Origin of the sequence: Aeromonas sp. EERV15, assembly GCF_900079845.1 — a bacterium.
GTDB lineage: Bacteria > Pseudomonadota > Gammaproteobacteria > Enterobacterales > Aeromonadaceae > Aeromonas > Aeromonas sobria.
The window spans coordinates 382,124-402,831 of the sequence record NZ_FKKY02000001.1; the positions used below are offsets into that span (position 1 = coordinate 382,124).

Sequence of the window (20,708 nt, forward strand, 5' to 3'; positions counted from 1 at the left end):
CTTGGCCCCCTTTTTGTTGCCGCAATAGGCCCCTCGCAGCCGCCACCATACTGATTAACCAGACAGTTAGCGCCAGCCATTCCGTCAGATGATTCTGCAAATCGTGCGCTACGCCACCATTCCGATAACCCTGCCTTGCAAGGGGGTATGAGGTTTGCTCATACTCCGCGTCCATTAAATGACCAACTATTACCGGGGCAATGAGCCGTGGCATTTGAACAATTCACTCTGGTGATCTCGCTGTTCCAGCAGCTCTGTGTCTATCTGGTGATCGCCTGGCTGCTCTCCAAAACGCCGCTGTTCATGCCGCTCACTCAGGTGACCCTGAGCTGGCCCCACAAGATCCTCTGCTACCTCATCTTCTCCGGCTTCTGCGTCATGGGTACCTATTTTGGCCTGAGGGTCGAGGACTCCATCGCCAATACCCGCGCCATCGGTGCCGTGCTGGGGGGCATAGTTGGCGGCCCGGCCGTGGGGCTGCTGGTGGGGCTCACCGGCGGCATCCATCGCTATTCGCTGGGGGGCTTTACCGCGCTGGCCTGCACCTTCTCCACCATCGCCGAGGGGCTGCTCGGCGGGCTGGTACACCGCCACTTCGTCGCCCGCCACCGGCTCGATCTGCTGTTCAGCCCCTGGGTAGTGGGGTCAGTGGCCCTGGTTGCCGAGCTGATGCAGATGGGGATCATCCTGCTGGTGGCCCGCCCGTTTGACGACGCCATCCACCTTATCGAGAACATCATCGCTCCCATGCTGGTGGCCAATACCCTGGGGGCCGCCATGTTCATGCGGATGATCCTCGATCACCGCGCCATGCTGGAGAAGTACTCGGTCGCCTTCTCCGCCCGCGCCCTCAAGATCGCCGAGCGGGCGATGCGGGTGCTGGACAAGGGGTTCACTCAGCAGGCGTGCCAGCAGATGGCGCGCATTCTCTACGAGGAGACCGGGGTGGGCGCCGTAGCCATCACCGATCGGGAGAAGCTGCTCGCCTTTATTGGCATCGGCGAGGATCACCACCTGCCGGGCACCGCCATCAACTCCCGGCACACCTTCAAGGCGATCCAGCACAACGAGGTGGTCTATGCCGACGGCAACCTCATCCCCTACAGCTGCACCCTCCACCCCGGCTGCAAGCTCGGCTCCTCGCTGGTCATTCCGCTGCGGGGGGAAGAGGGATCCGTGGTGGGCACCATCAAGCTCTACGAACCCAAGCGCAAATTCTTCTCCTCCATCAACCGCACCCTGGGAGAGGGGATTGCCCGGCTGCTCTCCGGCCAGATCCTGGCGGGCAAATACAACGAGCAGAAGCGGCTGCTGGCCCAGTCGGAGATCAAGCTGTTGCAGGCGCAGATCAACCCGCACTTTCTGTTCAACGCCCTCAATACCCTGTCGGCGGTGATCCGGCGCGATCCCGAGAGCGCCCGCACCCTGGTGCACAACCTCTCCACCTTCTTTCGCAAGAACCTCAAACGGCAAGGGGACGAGGTGACCCTGGCCGACGAGCTGGAGCATGTGAACGCCTACCTGCATATCGAGCAGGCCCGTTTCGCCGAGCACCTGAGCGTGCAGATCGACATTCCCGAGTCGCTGCTGGAGTACCAGCTGCCCACCTTCTCACTGCAACCCATCGTCGAGAACGCGGTCAAGCACGGCATCTCCCAGATGTTCGAGCCCGGCCTGCTGACCCTGACCGCCCGGGTTGAGGCCCAGCGGGTGGTGCTGGAGGTGTGCGACAACGCCGGGCTCTATCAGACGAAACAGGAGGGGAGCGGCCTTGGCATGAACATAGTGGATCGGCGCATCAAGGCCCGTTACGGCGCCGAGTACGGGGTCGCCATCGACTGCGACCCCCATCAATCAACCCGGGTGAGGATCACCCTTCCCCTGCAGGAGAGCCCATGCTGACCGCCCTGATCGTTGACGATGAACCCCTCGCCCGCGAGGAGCTGCGCCTGCTGCTGGAGCAGGCGGGCAATATCCGCCTGCTGGGAGAGTGCGCCCACGCCATGGAGGCGCTGCCCGCCATCCATCGCCTCAAACCCGACCTGCTGTTTCTCGACATCCAGATGCCGCGCATCAACGGGCTGGAGCTGGTGAGCATGCTGGACCCGGACTTGCGCCCCCACATCGTCTTTATCACCGCCTACGACGAGTTTGCCTTGCGCGCCTTTGAGGAGAACGCCCTCGACTACCTGCTCAAACCGGTCACGGCAGAGCGGATGAACCGGGCGCTGGAGCGCATCCACCGGCTGCTCTCTCCCAAAGGCGAATTAGCTGGCCAGCCGCTGCCGGACCCGACCCGCATCGCCCAGCCCCTGCGCAGCATCCCCTGCAGCGGCCACAACCGCATTCTGCTGCTGCCCCTTGGCGAGGTGGAGTTCATCCACAGCGATCTCACCGGCAACCGGGTGATCAGCGGCCAGCAGCAGGGCACCACAGAGCTGACCCTGCGCACCCTGGAAGAGAAAACCGGCTTCGTGCGCTGTCACCGCCAGTACCTGCTCAACCCGGGCCAGATCCGCGAAATCCTGCTGCTGGAGGGCGGACTGGCGGAGGTAGTGACTCAGGGCGGCCACAAGGTGCCGGTGAGCCGCCGCTACCTCAAACCCCTTAAAGAGATGCTCGATATCCCCTGATGGTGCGGTACGGGACGCTTCACCCCGCTCCTGCCCTGCCAGCCACCACTCACCTGCTTACCACGGCCGTCGGCCCCCCCGCCAAACCACTCGGGGTCGCTTTTCTGCCACTCGCGGGCAGAACCCGGCCACTGACCTTTTCTTCGCTCCCCTTTCCCCACCGCATGGGTAGAGTGCAGCCTGAGCCCGGCCAGACTGGCCACAGGAAAAGGAAACTCCCCCATGCAACACGCAATCACCTTCGTCATTGCGGCCCTCTGCATCCTCGCCATCGCGTATCGCCTCTACGGCGTATTTTTCGTGCGCAAGGTGCTGATGGCCGACGACAAGCTCGTCACCCCCTCCCACCAGCTGGAAGATGGCAAGAACTATGTGCCGACCAACAAGTGGGTCAACTTCGGTCAACACTTTGCCGCCATCGCCGCTGCCGGTCCGCTGGTGGGCCCGGTGCTGGCCGCCCAGTACGGCTACCTGCCGAGCTTTCTCTGGCTGCTGATCGGCTGCGTCATCGGCGGCGCGGTGCACGACACCGTGGTGCTGTTCGCCTCCATGAAGCATCAGGGCAAGTCCCTCTCCGAGGTGGCGAAGGCCGAACTTGGCCCCATCGCCGGCTGGTGCACCGGTCTGGCGATGCTGTTCATCATCACCATCACCATGGCCGGTCTCTCCATGGTGGTGGTACACGCGCTGGAGCGTAACGCCTGGGGCGTGTTCGCGGTGTTCATGACCATCCCCATCTCCATGGTGGTGGGAATTTGGCACAAGCTGACCGGCAACCTGCAAGCCGCCTCCTGGGTCGGCTTTGCCGCCGTGCTGGCCTGCGTCTTCTTCGGCCCCTATGTGCAGGAGAGCGCCTTCGGTGCCTGGCTGACCCTGCGTGCCGAGACCATCAGTCTGGCGCTGCCGATCTACGCCTTCTTCGCCACCGCGCTGCCGGTCTGGCTGCTGCTCACCCCGCGCGGCTACATCTCCAGCTTTATGAAGATCGGCGTGTTCGGCGCCCTGGTGATCGGCGTGATCTGCATCAACCCGGAGATCCAGTTCCCCGCCATGACCCAGTTTGTCCACGGCGGTGGTCCGGTATTGGGCGGCCCGGTCTGGCCCTTTATCTCCATCACTATCGCCTGTGGCGCAATCTCCGGCTTCCACGCCTTTATCGGCTCTGGCACCACCCCGAAACTGGTGGACAAGTGGAACGACATCCTGCCGGTCGCCTTCGGTGCCATGCTGGCCGAGTGCGTGGTGGGCGTGATGGCGCTGATCGCCGCCACTGCCCTGCACCCGGCGGACTACTTCGCCATCAACGCCACCCCGGAGGCCTTCGCCAAACTGGGGATGCAGGTGGTGGACTTGCCGTTCCTCTCCCAGGAGATCGGCATGGACCTGAACGGCCGCACCGGCGGCGCCGTCACCCTGGCGGTGGGCATGTCCTACATCTTCACCAAGGTGCCCTGGTTCAGTAACCTCGCCTCCTACTTCTTCCAGTTCGTGGTGATGTTCGAAGCGGTCTTTATCCTGACGGCCGTTGACTCCGGCACCCGGGTCTCCCGCTACCTGATCCAGGACTTCTTCGGCGAGTTCTACCCGCCTCTCAAGCGCATCGACTGGATGCCGGGTGCCATCGGGGCCAGCGTGCTCGCCTGCGTGATGTGGGGGTATCTGCTGATGTCCGGCGATATCGGCTCGGTGTGGGCGCTGTTCGGGGTCTCGAACCAGCTGATGGCCTCGGTGGGCCTGATTATCGGTGCCACCATCATCTTGCGGCTGGCCAGCAAGCGCCGCTACATGCTGACCTGCCTCATTCCGCTGGCCTACCTGTTCGTCACCGTCAACTACGCCGGTTACTGGATGATGAGCAACGTCTACTTCAACGCCGCGGCCAAGGGCTACAACCCGATGAACGGCATCATCTCCCTCATCATGCTGGTGCTGGGGATGCTGATCCTGCTCTCCGCCCTGCGCAAATGGAGCGAGCTGTGGAAGCTGCGTCAGCAGCCCTCCTACAAGGTGGTTGAAGCGACCGCCTCCTGATGGGCGAGTGGCTTTCCCCCTGACATGACCCCGCTGCGGCGGGGTCTTTTATTGGCGATGACTGGCGCGTTGACCACGGCTCATTAATCCACCGTTTGGCATTGGGTTATCCATCCATAACTCATCCATGGCCGTTGAATGGGCCTCGCGATCACAGAACCGCCACGCCAATGGTGGTAGCATGCCCGCTCTTGCCATCCGGCCGCACGGCGGCTCCGGTGGCCCTCCCTCCTCCGCTTTCACTTTTTGAGGAACGATTTGATGGAACTGCTTCTGCTTAGCAACGGTAAAGCCAACGAATTTCCGGGTCTGCTCGGCTGGGCCCGCGACCGGGTTCAAAGCCTGCTCGCGCGCAAACAGGTCAAGCGCATCCTGCTCATCCCCTACGCGGTGATCCGCAGCGACTGGGATGCCCGTGCCAACGAGCTGCAGGAGAATCTGGGAGTCGATGCCATCAGCATCCACCACTTCGATGATCCGGTTGATGCCATCAATCAGGCCGACGCCATCTTTATCAGCGGCGGCAATACCTGGCGCCTCAACCAGATGCTGCACGAAAACGGCCTGATCGTGCCGATCCAGCGTGCCGTGCGCGAGCGGGGCGTCCCCTATGTGGGCTGGAGCGCCGGTTGCAACGTGGCGACCCCGAGCATCCGTACCACCAACGACATGCCGGTTTCCAGCGCCGCCGTGCTGCCGGCGCTGGGCCTGTTCCCACTGCAGATCAACCCGCACTATCTGGACGCCAGCATCAGCGGCCACATGGGCGAGACCCGCGACGAGCGTCTGGCCGAGTTCTGCGCCATCAACCCGAGCGAGCACGTGGTGGCCCTGCGCGAAGCGAGTCTGCTGCAAATCACCGGAGAAAACGGCAGCGAGCGTCTGGAGTACTGGAGCGCCCGCGAGCAGGACTTCAAGATCTTCAAACACGGTCAGGAGCCGCAAGCCTTTATGGACGCAGCCCCGCTGGCCAAGCTGACCCCCTTCAAGGTCGGCTGAGCCAAGCAGAGCGCCGTGCCACTTGCCAGCGGATAGCTCGCGAAAGCGCAAAAAAAGAGGGATGGCTCAATGCCATCCCTCTTTTTTATCGTCATCTTTCAGCTGGTTGCAGCCTGATTACTCCCCCTGCAGGGTCACCAGCACCTTGCGGGCGCCACCATCGACGCGATGCTCGCCAAGCCAGATCCCCTGCCAGGTGCCGAGCGCCAGCTGACCATCGAGGATCGGCAGTTGCAGGCTCACCCCGAGCAGGGAGGATTTGATGTGGGCGGGCATGTCATCCGCCCCCTCATAGGTGTGGCGATAGTAGGGGGCGTCTTCCGGCGCCAGCCGGTGCAGATGGGCCTCCATATCGCTGCGCACGCTGGGGTCGCAGTTCTCATTGAGAGTGAGCGAGGCGGAGGTGTGTTGCAGCAGCAGGTGCGCCATGCCAATCCGGTAATCCGCCAGCATTGGCAGCTTGGCCACCAGCTCGTCCGTCACCAGATGAAAGCCCCGCGAACGGGGCTTCAGAGTCAGCAGGCACTGCTGCCACATCAGACGTACTCCATAAAGACGCGGGAGGTGAGTTTGGTGATGAGCTCGTAGGGGATGGTGCCAATCTCGTCGGCCACCCGCTCCACCGGCAACCCCTCGCCCCACAGTACCGCCTCGTCGCCGGCCTTGTCGGTGGCGCCGGGCCCAAGATCCACCGTGCTCATATCCATGGAGACACGCCCCACCAGCGGCACGATGCGGCCGTTGATCAGCACGGAAGTGCCATTGGGCGCCATGCGCGGATAACCGTCACCGTAGCCGATGGCGATCACCCCGAGCCGGGTATCGCGATCCGACACCCAGTTGGCGCCATAACCCACCGGCTCGCCCGCCTTGTGATCCCGCACCGCAATCAGCTGGGTCTTCAAGGTCATCACCGGCTGCAGGTCATAATCGGCCGCCACCGTGTTGGGGAATGGCGACACGCCATAGAGGATGACACCGGGGCGAACCCAGTCGCAGTGGGAGTCTGGCCAGGCCAGAATGCCCGCCGAGTTGGCCATGGCCCGTTCGCCCGCCAGCGGTGTGGTCAACTTGCTGAACAAATCGATCTGCTCGCGGGTGGTGGGCTGCTCCAGCTCATCCGAGCGGCTGAAGTGGGTCATGATGTTGAACGGCTGCACCACGTTCTTGCACTTGCCGAGTCGTTCGATAAAGGCGGGCATCTCGTCGGCCCGCACCCCGAGGCGGTGCATGCCGGTGTCGAGCTTGAGCCAGGCCACCACGGGGGCTGGCAGCTCGACTTGCTCCAGCGCTTCGAGCTGCTCCCAGGTGTGAACCGCCGTCTGCAGATTGTTGGCCGCCAGCACCGGCAGGTCGTCGGCGGAGAAGAAGCCCTCCAGCAGCACGATGGGTTTGACCACGGCGCAGGAGCGCAGCATCAGCGCCTCTTCGATCCGGGCCACTGCGTAGGCATCCGCATCCACCAGGGTGCGGGCGACCGGCAGCAGTCCGTGGCCATAGGCGTTAGCCTTGACCACAGCGATGATCTTGCAAGCGGGAGCGTGGCGCTTGACCACGGCGAGGTTGTGGCGCAAGGCCGCAGTGTTGATTTGGGCAGTAGCCGCTTTCATGGTTTTCCCTTACGAGGGCACAAATGGTCTCCCCCTCATCGGGCCGAAGACCGCCACTCACTTATCGTCGTCGAAGGCCGGACCGGCATAATTGTCGAACCGGGAAAACAGGCCCTGACGGTTGGCCACTATCTACGTTGGCTAGCGGTCAGGGCAGTTGCAGTGATGGCTAAGCCGCCATCACCTTGGGTTTACATCAATAGTCGTCATCAAACGCCGGGCCGGCATAGTTGTCGAACCGGGAGAACTGCCCCTGGAAGGTGAGGCGCACTCTTCCTATCGGGCCGTTACGCTGTTTGCCGATGATGATCTCGGCAATCCCCTTGTCCGGGCTGTCATCGTGATAGACCTCATCACGATAGATAAACATGATCAAGTCCGCATCCTGCTCGATGGAGCCCGATTCACGAAGATCCGAGTTGACCGGACGCTTGTCGGCACGCTGTTCCAGGCTTCGGTTCAACTGGGAGAGCGCCACCACCGGGCACTGCAGCTCTTTCGCCAATGCCTTGAGGGAGCGGGAGATCTCGCCGATCTCCAGCGTCCGGTTATCAGACAACGCCGGGACTCGCATCAGCTGCAAGTAGTCGATCATGATCATCGAGAGGCCACCGTGCTCACGGGCAATCCGGCGGGCGCGCGAGCGCACATCGGTCGGCGTCAGGCCGGAGGCGTCATCGATATACATCTTGCCCTTCTCGAGCAGCAAGCCCATGGTGGAAGAGAGCCGCCCCCAATCCTCATCATCGAGTTGACCGGTCCGCACCTTGGTCTGATCGATACGACCGACCGAGGCGAGCATACGCATGATGATCTGCTCGGAGGGCATCTCCAGCGAGAAGATGAGCACTGGTTTGTCGGCGGTGAGGGCCGCATGTTCGCACAGGTTCATGGCAAAAGTGGTCTTGCCCATGGAGGGACGGGCCGCCACGATAATCAAATCCGAACGTTGCAAACCGGCGGTCATCTTGTCGAGATCGCCATAACCGCTCGATACCCCGGTCACCCCGTTGTGGGGGGTCTTGAACAGCTCTTCAATCTTGTCGACGGTCTGCTCGAGAATGACCTTGAGGGGCTGAGGCCCTTCATTGGCGCTGGTGCGCTGCTCGGCAATCTTGAATACCTTGCTCTCGGCCAGGTCGAGCAGGTCACCTGAAGTGCGCCCTTGGGGCTCGTAGCCGGCTTCGACTATCTCGTTGGCGACCGAGATCATCTCCCGTACTACCGCCCGCTCACGCACGATCTCGGCGTAAGCGTTGATATTGGCGGCGCTCGGGGTGTTCTTGGCGATCTCCACCAGATAGGCGAAGCCACCTGACTCCTCCAGCTGTTCGGAGCGCTCCAGCTCCTCCTGCAGAGTGATGAGATCAATGGGGTTGCCCACATTGGAGAGGCGAGTCATGGCCTGGAAGATCAACCGGTGCGGACGGCTGTAGAAATCCTTGTCGATCACCCGCTCTGCGACCCGATCCCAGGCGTCGTTATCCAGCATCAAACCGCCCAGAACGGACTGCTCGGCCTCAAAAGAGTGGGGAGGAACTTTCAGCTGTTGTGTCTTGGCGTCTTTTTTCGCCGTCACTTGCTCTGCCATACACATAAAAACCGCAGCGGGAAGGGGACGGGAATTTTACAAAAGAAAGCCAGAGACGGCGAGCCCTATCTGGCGGCTCATACCATCATAAAGGGCCAAATGAGGGCTTGTTCCTCTTTAGCGGTTTTGATTTTGCTACGCATTTTGCGCGCCTTGCGACTCAATCGTCTGTTTTTCATGCTGCGTGTTCCCTATCGTTGACGCCAACCCCAAACGATCTCGTTCATGAATAATTCATGCCAATGGTGATATTGATCAATACAGGCTGCGACACATTTAGGGACAGGCAGCCTGCAATGCGCCTTGCTGAGCTTGCCAAAGCAGAGCATGCCCCACCCACAGACGAGAGTGAAAAGAGTCAAAATGAAAAAGATGCTGACCCTGTTTGCCATGATCCTGGCCATTGGCCTGGGGGCACCTCACGCCGAAGCCAAGAAATTTGGTGGCGGCAAATCCTTTGGTAAAAGTTACAAAACTGCGCCGGCCCAACCAGCGGCTAAACCGGTCGACAACAAGAATCCGACCCTGGGCGCCCAGACTCCGCCGAAAAAGAGCGGCATGATGGGTGGCCTGCTGGGTGGCCTGTTGGCCGGTGGTCTGTTTGCCTACCTGCTGGGCAGCGGTGCCTTTGAAGGTCTGCAAGGCATGGATATGCTGCTGATCGCCGCACTGGCGCTGGGTGCCGTGTTCCTGCTGCGCGCCTTGCGCCGGGGCAAGGTCGCGACGCCACAGCCGCAGCAGGCAGCCTATGCGGGTTATCAGCCACCGCAATCCGCTGCCCCGCAGCAGTTCGAGCAGAGCAACAGCGCACCGCAAGCCACCGGCTTTGCTGACAGCGATGTGCCGTTCCGCTTGCCGCCCGGCTTTGACATGAACGGCTTTTTGGCCGGGGCCCGCGATCACTATCGCACCCTGCAAGAAGCCTGGAACAAGAACGATCTGGAAAAAGTACGCGAGTACGTGAGTCCGGAGCTGTTTGAACAGCTCAAAGCCGAGCGCGCCGAACTGACTGGCGACCAGCATACCGAAGTGATGTATGTGGATACCCAACTGGTACGTGCTGACTATGGCAGCGACTGGGCCCAGGTGAGCGTACGCTTCAGCGGCCGCTACATGGACCGCCAGGAGCAGGTCGAGGATGACATCAAAGAGGTATGGCACCTCGAGCGTAATCTGGCCAAAGATAATGCACCTTGGCATATCGCAGGTATCGAGCAGCTGTAAGGCTTAACGCCCATCGGTCTGTAATAACGCAAGAGGCGGCCAATCGGCCGCCTCTTCTCATTTCATCCCCGCTGATGTGTATCGTCGATTGTGGCTACCCGCCAGATGGTGTGCGCCCAATGGCAAAAGGCTGTCATCTCATGACCACAGCCCCTGCCTGGCACATTCGAGCCGCGCCTCAGCGATCCCGGTTCAGGGCGATCAGTCGATCGAGCACCACCTCACCATCGGCACGCAAGCCGTTGTGCTCATATTCATTGGTGATCCAGGCACGGCTGCAGCCAAGGCCCCGCAGGGTTTCCCGGCTGTAGTCAAACTCCACATACATATCCTCGGCATAGACGGCGCAGGCCACCGGTACCTTGTTGCGAGCAAGTTGGGCAGGGTCATAGAGCGCCCCCCAGTCCGCCTTGTTGGCCAGCAGATGAGCCGCCTCTTTCAAGGGGAGCAACTCGCGGAATTGCTCGAACATCCAGGGGAAGATCATCTCGCCGGTGAAGGAAAAATCCTTGCCCGCCGTCCAGTTCACCGCCGGGAACTCCCCTCTGACCCGCGCAGCAGCCCAGCGGGTTGCCTCTCCTTCGGCGTAGATGGCCTCGTGCAGGATGGCAAACAGCGGGTTGGTATTGAATGGCTGCATGCTCTGCACCTGATAGAGGAAGGCCGGGTTCAGCTTGTCGCCCATAAATGCCCCCTCCAGCAGATAGTAAAGATCATCAAACGCACCGCTGGCCCCCAGATCGAGTCCTTGCTGCTGCAACTGCTCCACCGTCAACCGCTGACCGTTGGGCAGCCGTACATCATGCAGCTGGAGGTGGTTGGCCAGCCGGTTAGCGATGGCCTGGGCGTGGGGAAAACGGGCGAAGAAGGCGCGATTCTTGTCTGCCACTCGCTGATAGGTAGCGCGATAAACCTCCTCTGCGCTGCGACCGATAGGAGCAATACCGCCGGTGATATAGACCTCCCGCAAACTGTCGGGATAGAGCGAGAGATAGGTGAGGCAGCAGAACCCGCCAAAGCTCTGACCCAACAGACTCCAGCGATGCTTGGGGCTGAGCTCCTGTCGAATGAACTCGGCATCCTGCACTATGCTGTCGGCGCGAAAGTGGCTGAGATAATCCGCCTGCTCAACGGGGGTCATCTTGGCCAGCACATGGGCGTGAATGGGGCTCGACATGCCAGTGCCACGCTGATCGAGCAGCAATACTCTGAACTCCTGCAACGCCCGCTTGAGCCAGCCACTGTTGGCGGTCGGACGCGGCGCGCCAAACCCAGGCCCCCCTTGTAAAAACAGCAGCCAGGGCAGCGACTCATCGAGCTTGTCTTTGCGACAGAGGGTACGGGCAAACAGGGTGATGCTGTCACCATCCGGATCATCATGATCGAGGGGGACGGTAAAAAAGTGCGGCTCGCAGTGGATGCCGTCCAGTACATAGCGCAAGGGGCTGTTCATCAGGGATCTCTCCGTCAGGATGGGAACATCTCTCACCCCATCATAACCTTGGCCAAAAGCGGGGTCACTCCGGTTTTTCAAAATATTAACAAGGGTTTAAACACCAACATGGGGCCTGACAAACTGCGGTTCGCGGCTGCTGAATTAATTGTTCTCGGGAGATATTGACGCCATGCAGCCATTCAACAAAGATGGCCTGCCTGAACAGGAGTTCAGGTGTTCAGGCCATAAAACGGATAAGGGAATGTGATGAAGCCAAAGTGGGTCAGGGCCAGAAAGAGAGAGAAAAAAGCATGCCCAGGCAGCATGTTGCAAACAGGTATGTTGCTGTTCAGCGCCACTTGCGGGGCGACCCTGTTTTTAGCTGCCTGCAACGGGAATTAACAGATGAAAAAAAGCCCGCTCGATTGAGCGGGCTTTTCGAATTTGGCTCCTCCTACTGGACTTGAACCAGTGACATACGGATTAACAGTCCGCCGTTCTACCGACTGAACTAAGGAGGAATTTTGGTGCCCAGAGACGGAATCGAACCGCCGACACGGGGATTTTCAATCCCCTGCTCTACCGACTGAGCTATCTGGGCAACGGCGCGCATTAAACCCTTTCTGCGGTACGGTGTCAACAAGATGCCACGATAAAAAATGCGTTCGCTCAACAACTGAACGTCAAGGCCATTTATTCACCAAAACCTTATCATTTCACAGCCTTAGCTGTGGTTGCGCGGCATATATACGCTGCCAATCTCATGGAAAATAGCAGCTCTGTCGCTCAGCCGCATTGAGCCAAATCCACTCTGCGAGTATGCTTTGCCGCAATGATACCGCCTGGAGGCAACATGAGTCTGAATATGCAAGAGTGGCGCGACGAAGCCGCCGAGATCGTTAACGAACTGCTGGCCGATGGTAGCAATCCTGACGCAGATTACGAAATTGAGCACCACTTCGCCTGCCAGGACTTCGACCGTCTGGAAAAAGCCGCGGTTGACCTGTTCAAGGCTGGTTTTGAAGTGACTGATGCCGAAGAGATGGAGCTGGATGACGGCGCAACTATCTTCTGCTTCGACGCCACCATCGAGTGCAAGCTGAATGTCGATGCTATCGTTGCCGATATCGCCAAGATGCTGCCTATCCTCGAAAAATACGGGGTGGATTACGATGGCTGGGGCACCTACTTCCAGGATTGATCCGCTGCTGCAATAAACAATGAGGCCACCTTATCGGTGGCCTCATTGTTTTTCACCCTTGAGGTTGCGCACCTCATCACGGCGAACCTCTCACTCCAGATAACTGGCTGCAAACTCGGCAGGTGGCAGCGGGCGGCTAAACAGATAGCCCTGCAACCGATCACAGCCCGCCTCGGTCAGCCACTGCTGCTGCTCTGGCGTCTCCACCCCTTCGGCAGTGATGCAGATCCCCAACTCGTGGCCCAAACCGATCACCGAACGCACGATGGCGGTGGTCGCCGTATTGCTCGCCAGCCCCTGCGTGAAGCTGCGATCCAGCTTTAGAGTCGCCACCTGCAAACGTGGCAGATAGGCCAGCGAGCAGTAACCGGTACCGAAATCATCGATGGCCAGCTGAAAACCCGCGGCGATCAGGTTGTCGAGGTTGGTCTCAATCTCGTCGGCATTTTCCATCAACACCCCCTCGGTGATCTCCAGCTCCAGCTGACTAGCCTTGAGCCCATGCAGGGCGATACAAGCGGATACCCGCTCACAAAGCGCAGGATCGCGAAACTGCAAAGGAGATAGATTGATGGAGAGCACCATCTCTGGCTGGATGTTTTGCCACTGCGCCAACTGGGCACAACCCTGCTCCAGCATCAGCTGACCCAGCTGACCAATCACCCCCATCTCTTCCGCCAGCGGAATAAACTCCTCGGGGGAGATCATGCCAAGCTCGGGATGAGGCCAGCGGCAAAGCAACTCGGCACCATGCAGCCGGTGAGTGCGAGTGCAGATGATGGGCTGATAGACGGCAACCAACTGGGCGGACTTGATGGCCAGCGGCAACTGGGCGGTGATCAGCTGACGCCGCTTGAGCCGGGCATGCAGCGCGGGATCAAACAAAGTGCAGTACTGCTGCTGCCGCTTGCCCTGGGCCAGCGCCGCCTCGGCATGGCTGAGCAACCGTTCGGCATCGCTTGCCTTCCCCTGCGCCAATCCCAGAAATACTGGGATCTGGATACGATGCTCTTCCACCTGATAGTGCTCCATCAACTGCTGCTGCAGATGCTGGATCCAGTCTTGAAGCGGTTCATTCAAGTCTGGCAGTAACAGACTGAAATCATCGGCAGCCACCCGGCAAAGCAGGGAACGCGGTGGAACCAACTGCTGCAACCGCTTGGCTACCTGGCTGAGCAGGCGATCGGCAATCCGGATCCCGAAGCGATCATTGATCTCGCGAAAATGGTGCAGATCGACCAGCACCAGGGTGGCGTTGCGTCCCCCCAGATGACGGCAGGTCTGCAAGAAACGGGATAGTTTGAGTAGCCCGGTCAGGCTGTCGTAGTGCTGCTCCTGTTGCAACTGGGCCTGAGTGGTTCGCAGGCCGGTGATATCACGGCCCAGCGTCAAGACCCCGAGGGAGTGGCCATCACCATCAGGCACATCGACCCGGGTGATCTCCATGTGCCGCCCCTGCCCTCTGGCATCCAGCAGACAACACTCGCCATTACCCATCCCCTGCGGCGCTGCCAGCCGGAACGGCAGCTGCTGACCAAGCACCTCATCCACCCCCTGACCGATAAAGTCGAGGAATGCCTGATTGCACTCCAGCAACACGCCATCGTGATCATCAAAACGGATCAGATCAGGAATGGCATCGAGCAGAAAACGCTGCAGTAGCTGCTGCTGTTTGACTGTCTGTTCGAGGTTTTTACGCTGGGCAATTTCGTTGACCACCCCAAACACCGCATATGCCTCTCCCTGGGGGTTATAAAGCGGCACCTTGTGGATCTCGACCCAACAGGTATTGCCGCCACTCTTGCAGTGCAACTGCTGATAGAGCAAGGGGACTCTACCTGCCAGCACCTGCTCATCCTCGCCGCGAAAGACATCCCCCCAAGGCATATCCGCATCCGTCTTGCCGACCACCTCGGCAGAGGATTCCATTTGCGCCTCAAGCACAAACATCCGATTGGCGAACAGATAGCGCCCATGGCTATCCCGACAAAAGATACTCATAGGTAATTGGTCGATGATCTGCTGCAGCAGATCTGGAGTGAGCATGTGGGTCACGGCGGCGCTTATGGAGGAATTTCGAGCAAATCTATGATAGCAAACCTGTTTTGTAAAGCGCCCCGATCCCCTCCCATGACATCCGTTTCAGGATGCTTGCTGACAGAGGTTGTCGCTCCGGCGATAATAGATGCCGGTTGGCCTATGGCCAGGTGATATGGACGAGAGAGAGACAATGAAAAAAATAATGGGAAGTGCGCTGGCGCTGCTGCTGGCTGGTTGTGCAGGTGACAATAACGGCGGTGAAGAGTATCGCTACAACCCGCCGATTGCCAAGGCAACCAACAACACTCAGGAGATGGCGATCCCGGTAGATCTGGTGTGGGCACGTGCCGAGAAGTGGTTCACTGATCACGGCCTCACCATCGAAAACAGCCAGCGTGGTGCCGGCCTGATGACCGCCAACGTCAACCAGTCAGCCGATGGGCTGGAGTGGCTCGATTGCGGTACTATGGGTTCCAAAGTTGCACTGGGCAACCCGAACCTGCAGATCAACCTGATCATCACCCAAAGCGGCAATAGCAGCGTGGCCACCGTCAACGTCAAGGGCAACACCGAGCTGTTCTTCGTTGAATCCTCGGGCGAGCGGGTAGCCGCCCCTTCCATCAAACCGGTCTGCGTCTCCCGCGGTTCTCTGGAGCAAAGTCTGTTTGCCACCCTCGGCAACTGATATTCCCGGCATCGAGATATAAAAAAAGCGGCAGATTGCTCTGCCGCTTTTTTATTGCCCCGAGTTGGGCTTACTTGTCGATATCAAGCAAGTGGTTTTGCAACATATAGTTGATGACCTGTTCTGATGCACTAGAGGTTGAAGAATCATAAACTTGATTCGAATCCCCAGTAATTTTTTCGAACGTTGTCTTCAAAAGTACGATCTCCTGACTCACAACCGAACTTCCCTCAGAAGCTCGAACCTGGATATGTACATCAGTTCCGGATTCGAACACAGAAAGCAGCTTGGTTAAATCAGCTTCCTGTTTGGTTCCATCATGGTCGAGCAAATCGGACAGATCCAGCTTATCTGATTTCGCGATATTGACATCCTTGAACTCATTAACTTTATACCAGCCATAGCCATAGTCATAGCTATCACCATAGTCTGTCGTGGTATCGCGATGCTCCACATGGAAATCGGTGATGTAGTCGATGGCATGGGAAGGCGTATTATTGCTGACAGCCCCCCGTTCAAGGTCATCCCCCTGCTGCCAAAGGAAGGTATCGGCCCCCTCCTCACCGCGCAGGTAGTCACTCCCGGCCCCACCCAGGATCACATCATCACCACTGCCACCACGGATGAAGTCTCGGTCCTTTCCACCATCCAGATAGTCGTTACCTGATCCCCCAAAGAGCAAGTCCACACCATCTTCGCCAAACAGGAAATCATTGCCCTGAGCGCCTTGCGCCACATCCCCCCAAGCCACAGAGGCTTTGGCAGAGATCAGGTCACCATCCTCACGGGCAACACCAGCGGCAGGCTGAAGGGTAATGGTGGCAACATCAGCTTTGACAAAATCAATTGCACTGCTGAAATCAACAAGATTGCTGCCGCTATCTCCCAGATACACCACATCATTGCCACGCCCACCTTCGACATGATCATTACCACCATAGGTATACACGGTATCGGCACTGTCTTTTTTGATGACTACACCGGCAGTACCATCCTGATAAGTACCAGGTTGAGAGTAGTGGATGCCATTTATTTCGATGGCCGTATGGGCAGCTACGGAAGGCCTATCGCTACTCAAATATACTGAGTCATTCTGATCGCCGGTCTTGATCGCGTTACCATCGGGCACAACGTTCAACGTAACATTCGCGTTAACGCTGTCACCATCCCGGTCAACCACAGAGAAACCGATGGTTTCCTGATAGCCCATCGCAGCCTTGCTCGCGGCCTGATAGCGATAACTGCCATCATCCAAATCGATCACCAACTTGCCACCTGCCGCTGTCGTGATAGTCAGCTCGTGAGTAGTGCTGTTGTAGCTGGCTTTACTCCCCAAATTACTCGGCGTGGCACTGCCACCATCCCAGCTATACACCACCTTGTCGACAGTCACCGAGGACAAACGACCACCATCAGCACCGATACCGGCGCTCACAGAACCCACCGTCAGCAGATTACCGATCACGCTCGGTGCTACAGTCTCCTGTAGCTGCGACGCCAACTCAGACTCTTTCTCTGCAACGAAGGCATCCACAGACTTACTGGCATCAGCCCCATTGAAAGCAATCGGTTCCAGTGCCGAGATTGTTGCCCCCTCGCCTATCCCCACCGCATAGGCTGTGATTTTGTTGCTTTTCAGGAACGACTCCCAGCCGTCCTGTTCGTCCGAGTCAATGCCAGTATCACGAGATGGCTTGTTTGGCTCACCGTCCGACAAGAAGTAGGCCACATTCTTCGCCCCAGCTATTGCACCGGTTTGCGTGAATGCCGCCTTAGCTTTCTCAAGAGCATCGTCATAGTTGGTATTACCACGATAATCCAACCCATTGATAACCTGCTTAGCTATGGCAGCATCCACCCAGGTCACAGTCTTGATACTCGCACTATCAGAGAAGGTCACCAGCTGGACACGCACATCCCCCAACTCCTGATAGCGATCCAACAGCTTGATGAGTGCTTGCTGTGCCATCTCGAAACGAGTCAGACCGTTACCACCGGATGGGCGTTCCCCCATACTGGTCGACACATCAAGCACCAGCATCAGATTGGTCGGTTGGGCAGTCATTTTCAGCACAGCCGAGCCATCAGTTACCACCGGTTTGTCATCCTCAACCTGAATAGTCAACGTGCCGGTACCGGTTACCTTCCCATCGCTGGCTTCTACACCGACATTGATCGCCAAACGCCCTTCCACATTGTCTGCATTGACATGATCCAGCGGCTTGAACAGATTGACGTTGTAATTGCCCTGCTTGTCGATGGTGACCGTCACGGCAGTCGGGCCGTTATTACCCACCTTACCAGTCAACATCAAGCCATCAGTCGAGACACTCCACTTGATCGGGCTACCACCGGAAGTGAAGCTCTCTGTCGGCGCGACCAGTTTAACTGATTGGATGGTATCGCCATTAGCATCGCTGATTGCCAACTTGCCAGAAACCGAGATGTCATTTGTACTATCCAGATTCGTACTTTGACCACGGAAGTCGGTGGTATCCACTAAGCCACTGGCCAGGCCTTCTTCGGAGACGGCAACCGACGCAGCAGTAATCACCGGGGCCACGTTGGCAGCCAGTACCTGAACCGGCAGGAAAACCTCACTGTAAACGGTATCCAACACCTTGCCAGTGGAGGTCACTTCGGTTGCCGTTGCTTTGACCACCAGATTGTAGTTACCCGGGTCATTCACCTTCAATTGCAATGTCGACAGACTCCAGCCACTAACCAAAGCCTTACCAGTAGCATCCACGGTAATACTGTGGTTAGCCGCATCTTTCAACACGGCATCCTTCGGCAGACCACTAATCTCGACCGTCAGGGTTTCGGAACCGTCAATGTCCACGAGGGCGGAGTTGATGGCACTGAGCTTGATGAATGAGTCTTCGTAACCTTTATTGTCCACCGCCTGGAACTTGATGTTATCCAAAATTGCACCGTACGAATCAGAATCATTCGACTCGAATATCAGGCGGTATTTTGCTGTGGTGTCTACTGGCAGACCCACGAGTTGATTCAGCTTCCAACTGTCATCTGTCGGATTAAAGTTGTACAACACGCGCTCAGTACCGCCAACCGGCACGCCATTGGCATCCAGCTGAACGAACTTGACCGTCAACGCACTGGAAGATATCGAACTGGTACGCGCAGCAATATCGAACCCCAACTGGTAGAAACGCCCCCCTTCACAGTTGAAGTCAGCATAAAGCGTCTTCACTCCCGATTTTCCTTCGATCTCCATCACCTGATTGTTACTGCTACCACCACCCACATAAACCGATTCTTTGCCAACCTCGATACGGTTTCCGCCATCAGCCGTTTTCCAGATACCAATGGTTCCTGCGCCTTGTACGGTGTTCAGGTCAATGTTCTCGCTCCAGGTTGCCGAACCCAGTTTGACATCTTCAAAATTGATCGCAGCCAAACTCTGGAAACCGGACAACGACAACAACGGCTTGTCGGCCACCGGAGTCAGATCCACCACAACACTCTTGCCGGTAGCAATCGCATCAGCGCCCTTCAACACATCGAATCTGATTGTCGTAAGGTCGTTGCCTTTGTTGCCCAAACCTTGGCCTGGGCCATAGACGTCCGCCCCAGACATATTGTCAGCTGGGTCAAATTTCACCTTACCGCTGTCGATATCAACCTTGCTGAAAATTTTGGTTTCGTTCTGGCCCAGCACCTTGTATTGCCCTGTCGAATCAAGATATTTGATGATGCCGGTGCCATCCTGATTACCAGAAATCCGGACGGTAGACGCATTATCCGAGATCCCGAACGACGCCCATGTCAGGGCGACATCCGTATCCTCGATCCCCATCAACATAGTTGGAGCTACGGTCGTTGGCACATTGCCATTCAGGGTCAGCACCGCCGAATTTGACACGTCGCCATCGTTATCCTTAACGGTATAAGCAAACTCTTCTGTCACAGCACCAACAGCTGGCGTGTACTTGATCGAGTCAATGACATAACCGTTCTGGTTACCGCTATAGCCCAACACCAGATACTGGAAAGGGGTATTTGTCGAGATATTGAACGATTGCAAACTTCCATTATTGGAAGACGATAGCAAGGTACCGGAGCCGACCAACACACCATTCGCATCATAGGCTTTCCAACTTGCGCTGCCCTGTCCGCTATTAAGCTCGTTGATACCTATCTGAGCAAAATTGGATAGCGCCTTAAGCCCTATCACCAGCGCTTCGCCACTACCGATATCGTTCGTACCGCTACCACTCTGGGAGACGCCAATACCAGGCTTGGCATTGTTGCCGCTGGTACGAACATCCACGAGTGCCGTTGCGCTATCGGTCAGGCCGGTCAAATTCAGTGAGGTGCCATTCAGCGGCAGCGAGTTATTCTGGAAGCCATATACAGCAAACGCAGATTTCACCGCCGCGCCACCTTCAACCGCCTGCACATCGGTATCCAGCTTGCTGGTATAGGTGTAGTTACCATCAGCGTTCACGGTCAGATCGCCATATTTACCCGCCACCGTTACGCTACCTGATGCACCAAGCACCATAACTTGACCATTCAGGCCGGTCACCGAATACACCTTGGCTGGGTTGGCACTCGAGCTATCCACTACAGTGTCGTTTGCCAGTAGACTGGTCGAACCGATCGTCTGGACATTCAGCCCCACGGCCACACTGCCACTATCGTTGGCTGCAATCGGGTTAGTATCCAGGATATTGATGGTATACGTCACCGTCGAACCGTCGGCCTTGGTATAGGTAAACGAGTCAGTGTCAGCAACAGAATCGGCATGATTCCGTACCGGCGCCTGGTAAACATACTTGCCATTCACCAGCGAGACAGTCCCTCCCAAGGCTGTCGCACCTGTAAAAGCAACACCATCAGCCACGTTCAGAACATTGTTCGAGGTACCTTCTACTACGTCTTGCAACGCTACTAACGAATCGTTGTCCACGATGGTGGTGGTGACGGTGGCGTCGCTGTATTCCACCTTCTCGTACTTGCCCGCTTCGCTGAAGCTGCCGCCATTCAGGCTGACCTTGAATTGCTCGCCGTTGTCCGCCAGCGCGTCGTTCACCGCCTTGGCACTGAACACCTCGCCTACCGCGACCGTGGTCTTGCTGGCGCTGTAGTCAGCACTGCTGGTCGTGCCCAGGTTGCCAAAGCTCACGCTCACGTTGCCGCCCGGCTGGGTCGCCAGCACGGTACCGTTGGCATCCACCGCGCGCACCACGTAGTACGCGCTGGTTTCGCCTTCTTCCGACACAGTGGAGCTGT

The 20,708-nt window shown here is 58.1% G+C and carries 13 protein-coding genes and 2 tRNA genes; 7 read left to right on the plus strand and 8 right to left on the minus strand.

What is annotated here, in order from left to right; genetic code table 11:
* Nucleotides 1–207 precede the first annotated feature (207 nt).
* From BN4575_RS01755 to pepE, 4 genes are all read left to right on the plus strand, one after another.
* Entirely contained in the window at nt 208–1,902 is a 1,695-nt protein-coding gene (locus tag BN4575_RS01755; protein ID WP_068976883.1) for a sensor histidine kinase, read from the plus strand.
* Complete coding sequence (gene btsR / locus BN4575_RS01760; RefSeq protein ID WP_068976884.1) at nt 1,896–2,633, plus strand: two-component system response regulator BtsR; 738 nt, start codon at nt 1,896–1,898, stop codon at nt 2,631–2,633. The genes BN4575_RS01755 and btsR overlap by 7 nt, the downstream gene beginning before the upstream one ends.
* Nucleotides 2,634–2,855: 222 nt before the next feature.
* Complete coding sequence (locus BN4575_RS01765) at nt 2,856–4,664, plus strand: carbon starvation CstA family protein (RefSeq protein WP_068976885.1); 1,809 nt, start codon at nt 2,856–2,858, stop codon at nt 4,662–4,664.
* A 261-nt stretch (nt 4,665–4,925) separates the two neighbouring features.
* Nucleotides 4,926–5,663: a dipeptidase PepE gene (gene pepE, locus BN4575_RS01770; RefSeq protein ID WP_068976886.1), complete on the plus strand. Its 738-nt coding sequence runs from the start codon at nt 4,926–4,928 to the stop codon at nt 5,661–5,663.
* 117 nt (nt 5,664–5,780) lie between these two features.
* Here the strand turns inward: pepE and BN4575_RS01775 are convergent, their stop codons facing one another.
* From BN4575_RS01775 to dnaB, 3 genes are all read right to left on the minus strand, one after another.
* On the minus strand, nt 5,781–6,200 hold the full coding sequence (locus BN4575_RS01775) for a secondary thiamine-phosphate synthase enzyme YjbQ (protein WP_068976887.1): 420 nt from the start codon (nt 6,198–6,200) through the stop codon (nt 5,781–5,783).
* Entirely contained in the window at nt 6,200–7,273 is a 1,074-nt protein-coding gene (gene alr, locus BN4575_RS01780; protein ID WP_068976888.1) for an alanine racemase, read from the minus strand. Before alr ends, BN4575_RS01775 begins: the two co-directional genes overlap by 1 nt.
* A 196-nt stretch (nt 7,274–7,469) precedes the next feature.
* Nucleotides 7,470–8,864: a replicative DNA helicase gene (gene dnaB, locus BN4575_RS01785; protein WP_042021740.1), complete on the minus strand. Its 1,395-nt coding sequence runs from the start codon at nt 8,862–8,864 to the stop codon at nt 7,470–7,472.
* A 363-nt stretch (nt 8,865–9,227) separates the two neighbouring features.
* Between dnaB and BN4575_RS01790 the strand changes: the two genes are divergently transcribed.
* The gene (locus tag BN4575_RS01790) at nt 9,228–10,088 is read left to right on the plus strand and encodes a Tim44 domain-containing protein (protein ID WP_068976889.1); all 861 of its coding nucleotides are present in this window, start codon (nt 9,228–9,230) and stop codon (nt 10,086–10,088) included.
* Nucleotides 10,089–10,266: 178 nt separating this feature from the next.
* Here the strand turns inward: BN4575_RS01790 and BN4575_RS01795 are convergent, their stop codons facing one another.
* From BN4575_RS01795 to BN4575_RS01805, 3 genes are all read right to left on the minus strand, one after another.
* Nucleotides 10,267–11,541 (minus strand): alpha/beta hydrolase, encoded by a 1,275-nt coding sequence (locus tag BN4575_RS01795; RefSeq protein ID WP_068976890.1) that lies wholly within the window; start codon nt 11,539–11,541, stop codon nt 10,267–10,269.
* Between the two features lie 427 nt (nt 11,542–11,968).
* A tRNA-Asn gene (locus BN4575_RS01800) sits at nt 11,969–12,044 on the minus strand.
* Between the two features lie 4 nt (nt 12,045–12,048).
* A tRNA-Phe gene (locus BN4575_RS01805) sits at nt 12,049–12,124 on the minus strand.
* Between the two features lie 264 nt (nt 12,125–12,388).
* Here BN4575_RS01805 and rraB point away from each other — a divergent pair.
* Nucleotides 12,389–12,724, plus strand: a complete 336-nt coding sequence (gene rraB / locus BN4575_RS01810; RefSeq protein ID WP_068976903.1) for a ribonuclease E inhibitor RraB — start codon at nt 12,389–12,391, stop codon at nt 12,722–12,724.
* Nucleotides 12,725–12,814: 90 nt separating this feature from the next.
* On the opposite strand, the gene BN4575_RS01815 is transcribed toward rraB, so the two are convergent.
* Nucleotides 12,815–14,770, minus strand: a complete 1,956-nt coding sequence (locus BN4575_RS01815; RefSeq protein ID WP_068976904.1) for a sensor domain-containing protein — start codon at nt 14,768–14,770, stop codon at nt 12,815–12,817.
* A 184-nt stretch (nt 14,771–14,954) separates the two neighbouring features.
* Here BN4575_RS01815 and BN4575_RS01820 point away from each other — a divergent pair, with 184 nt between their 5' ends.
* Nucleotides 14,955–15,449 (plus strand): hypothetical protein, encoded by a 495-nt coding sequence (locus tag BN4575_RS01820; protein ID WP_068976891.1) that lies wholly within the window; start codon nt 14,955–14,957, stop codon nt 15,447–15,449.
* A gap of 70 nt (nt 15,450–15,519) precedes the next feature.
* Here BN4575_RS01820 and BN4575_RS01825 read toward each other — a convergent pair whose 3' ends face one another.
* On the minus strand, nt 15,520–20,697 hold the full coding sequence (locus tag BN4575_RS01825; protein WP_068976892.1) for a VWA domain-containing protein: 5,178 nt from the start codon (nt 20,695–20,697) through the stop codon (nt 15,520–15,522).
* Nucleotides 20,698–20,708 lie beyond the last annotated feature (11 nt).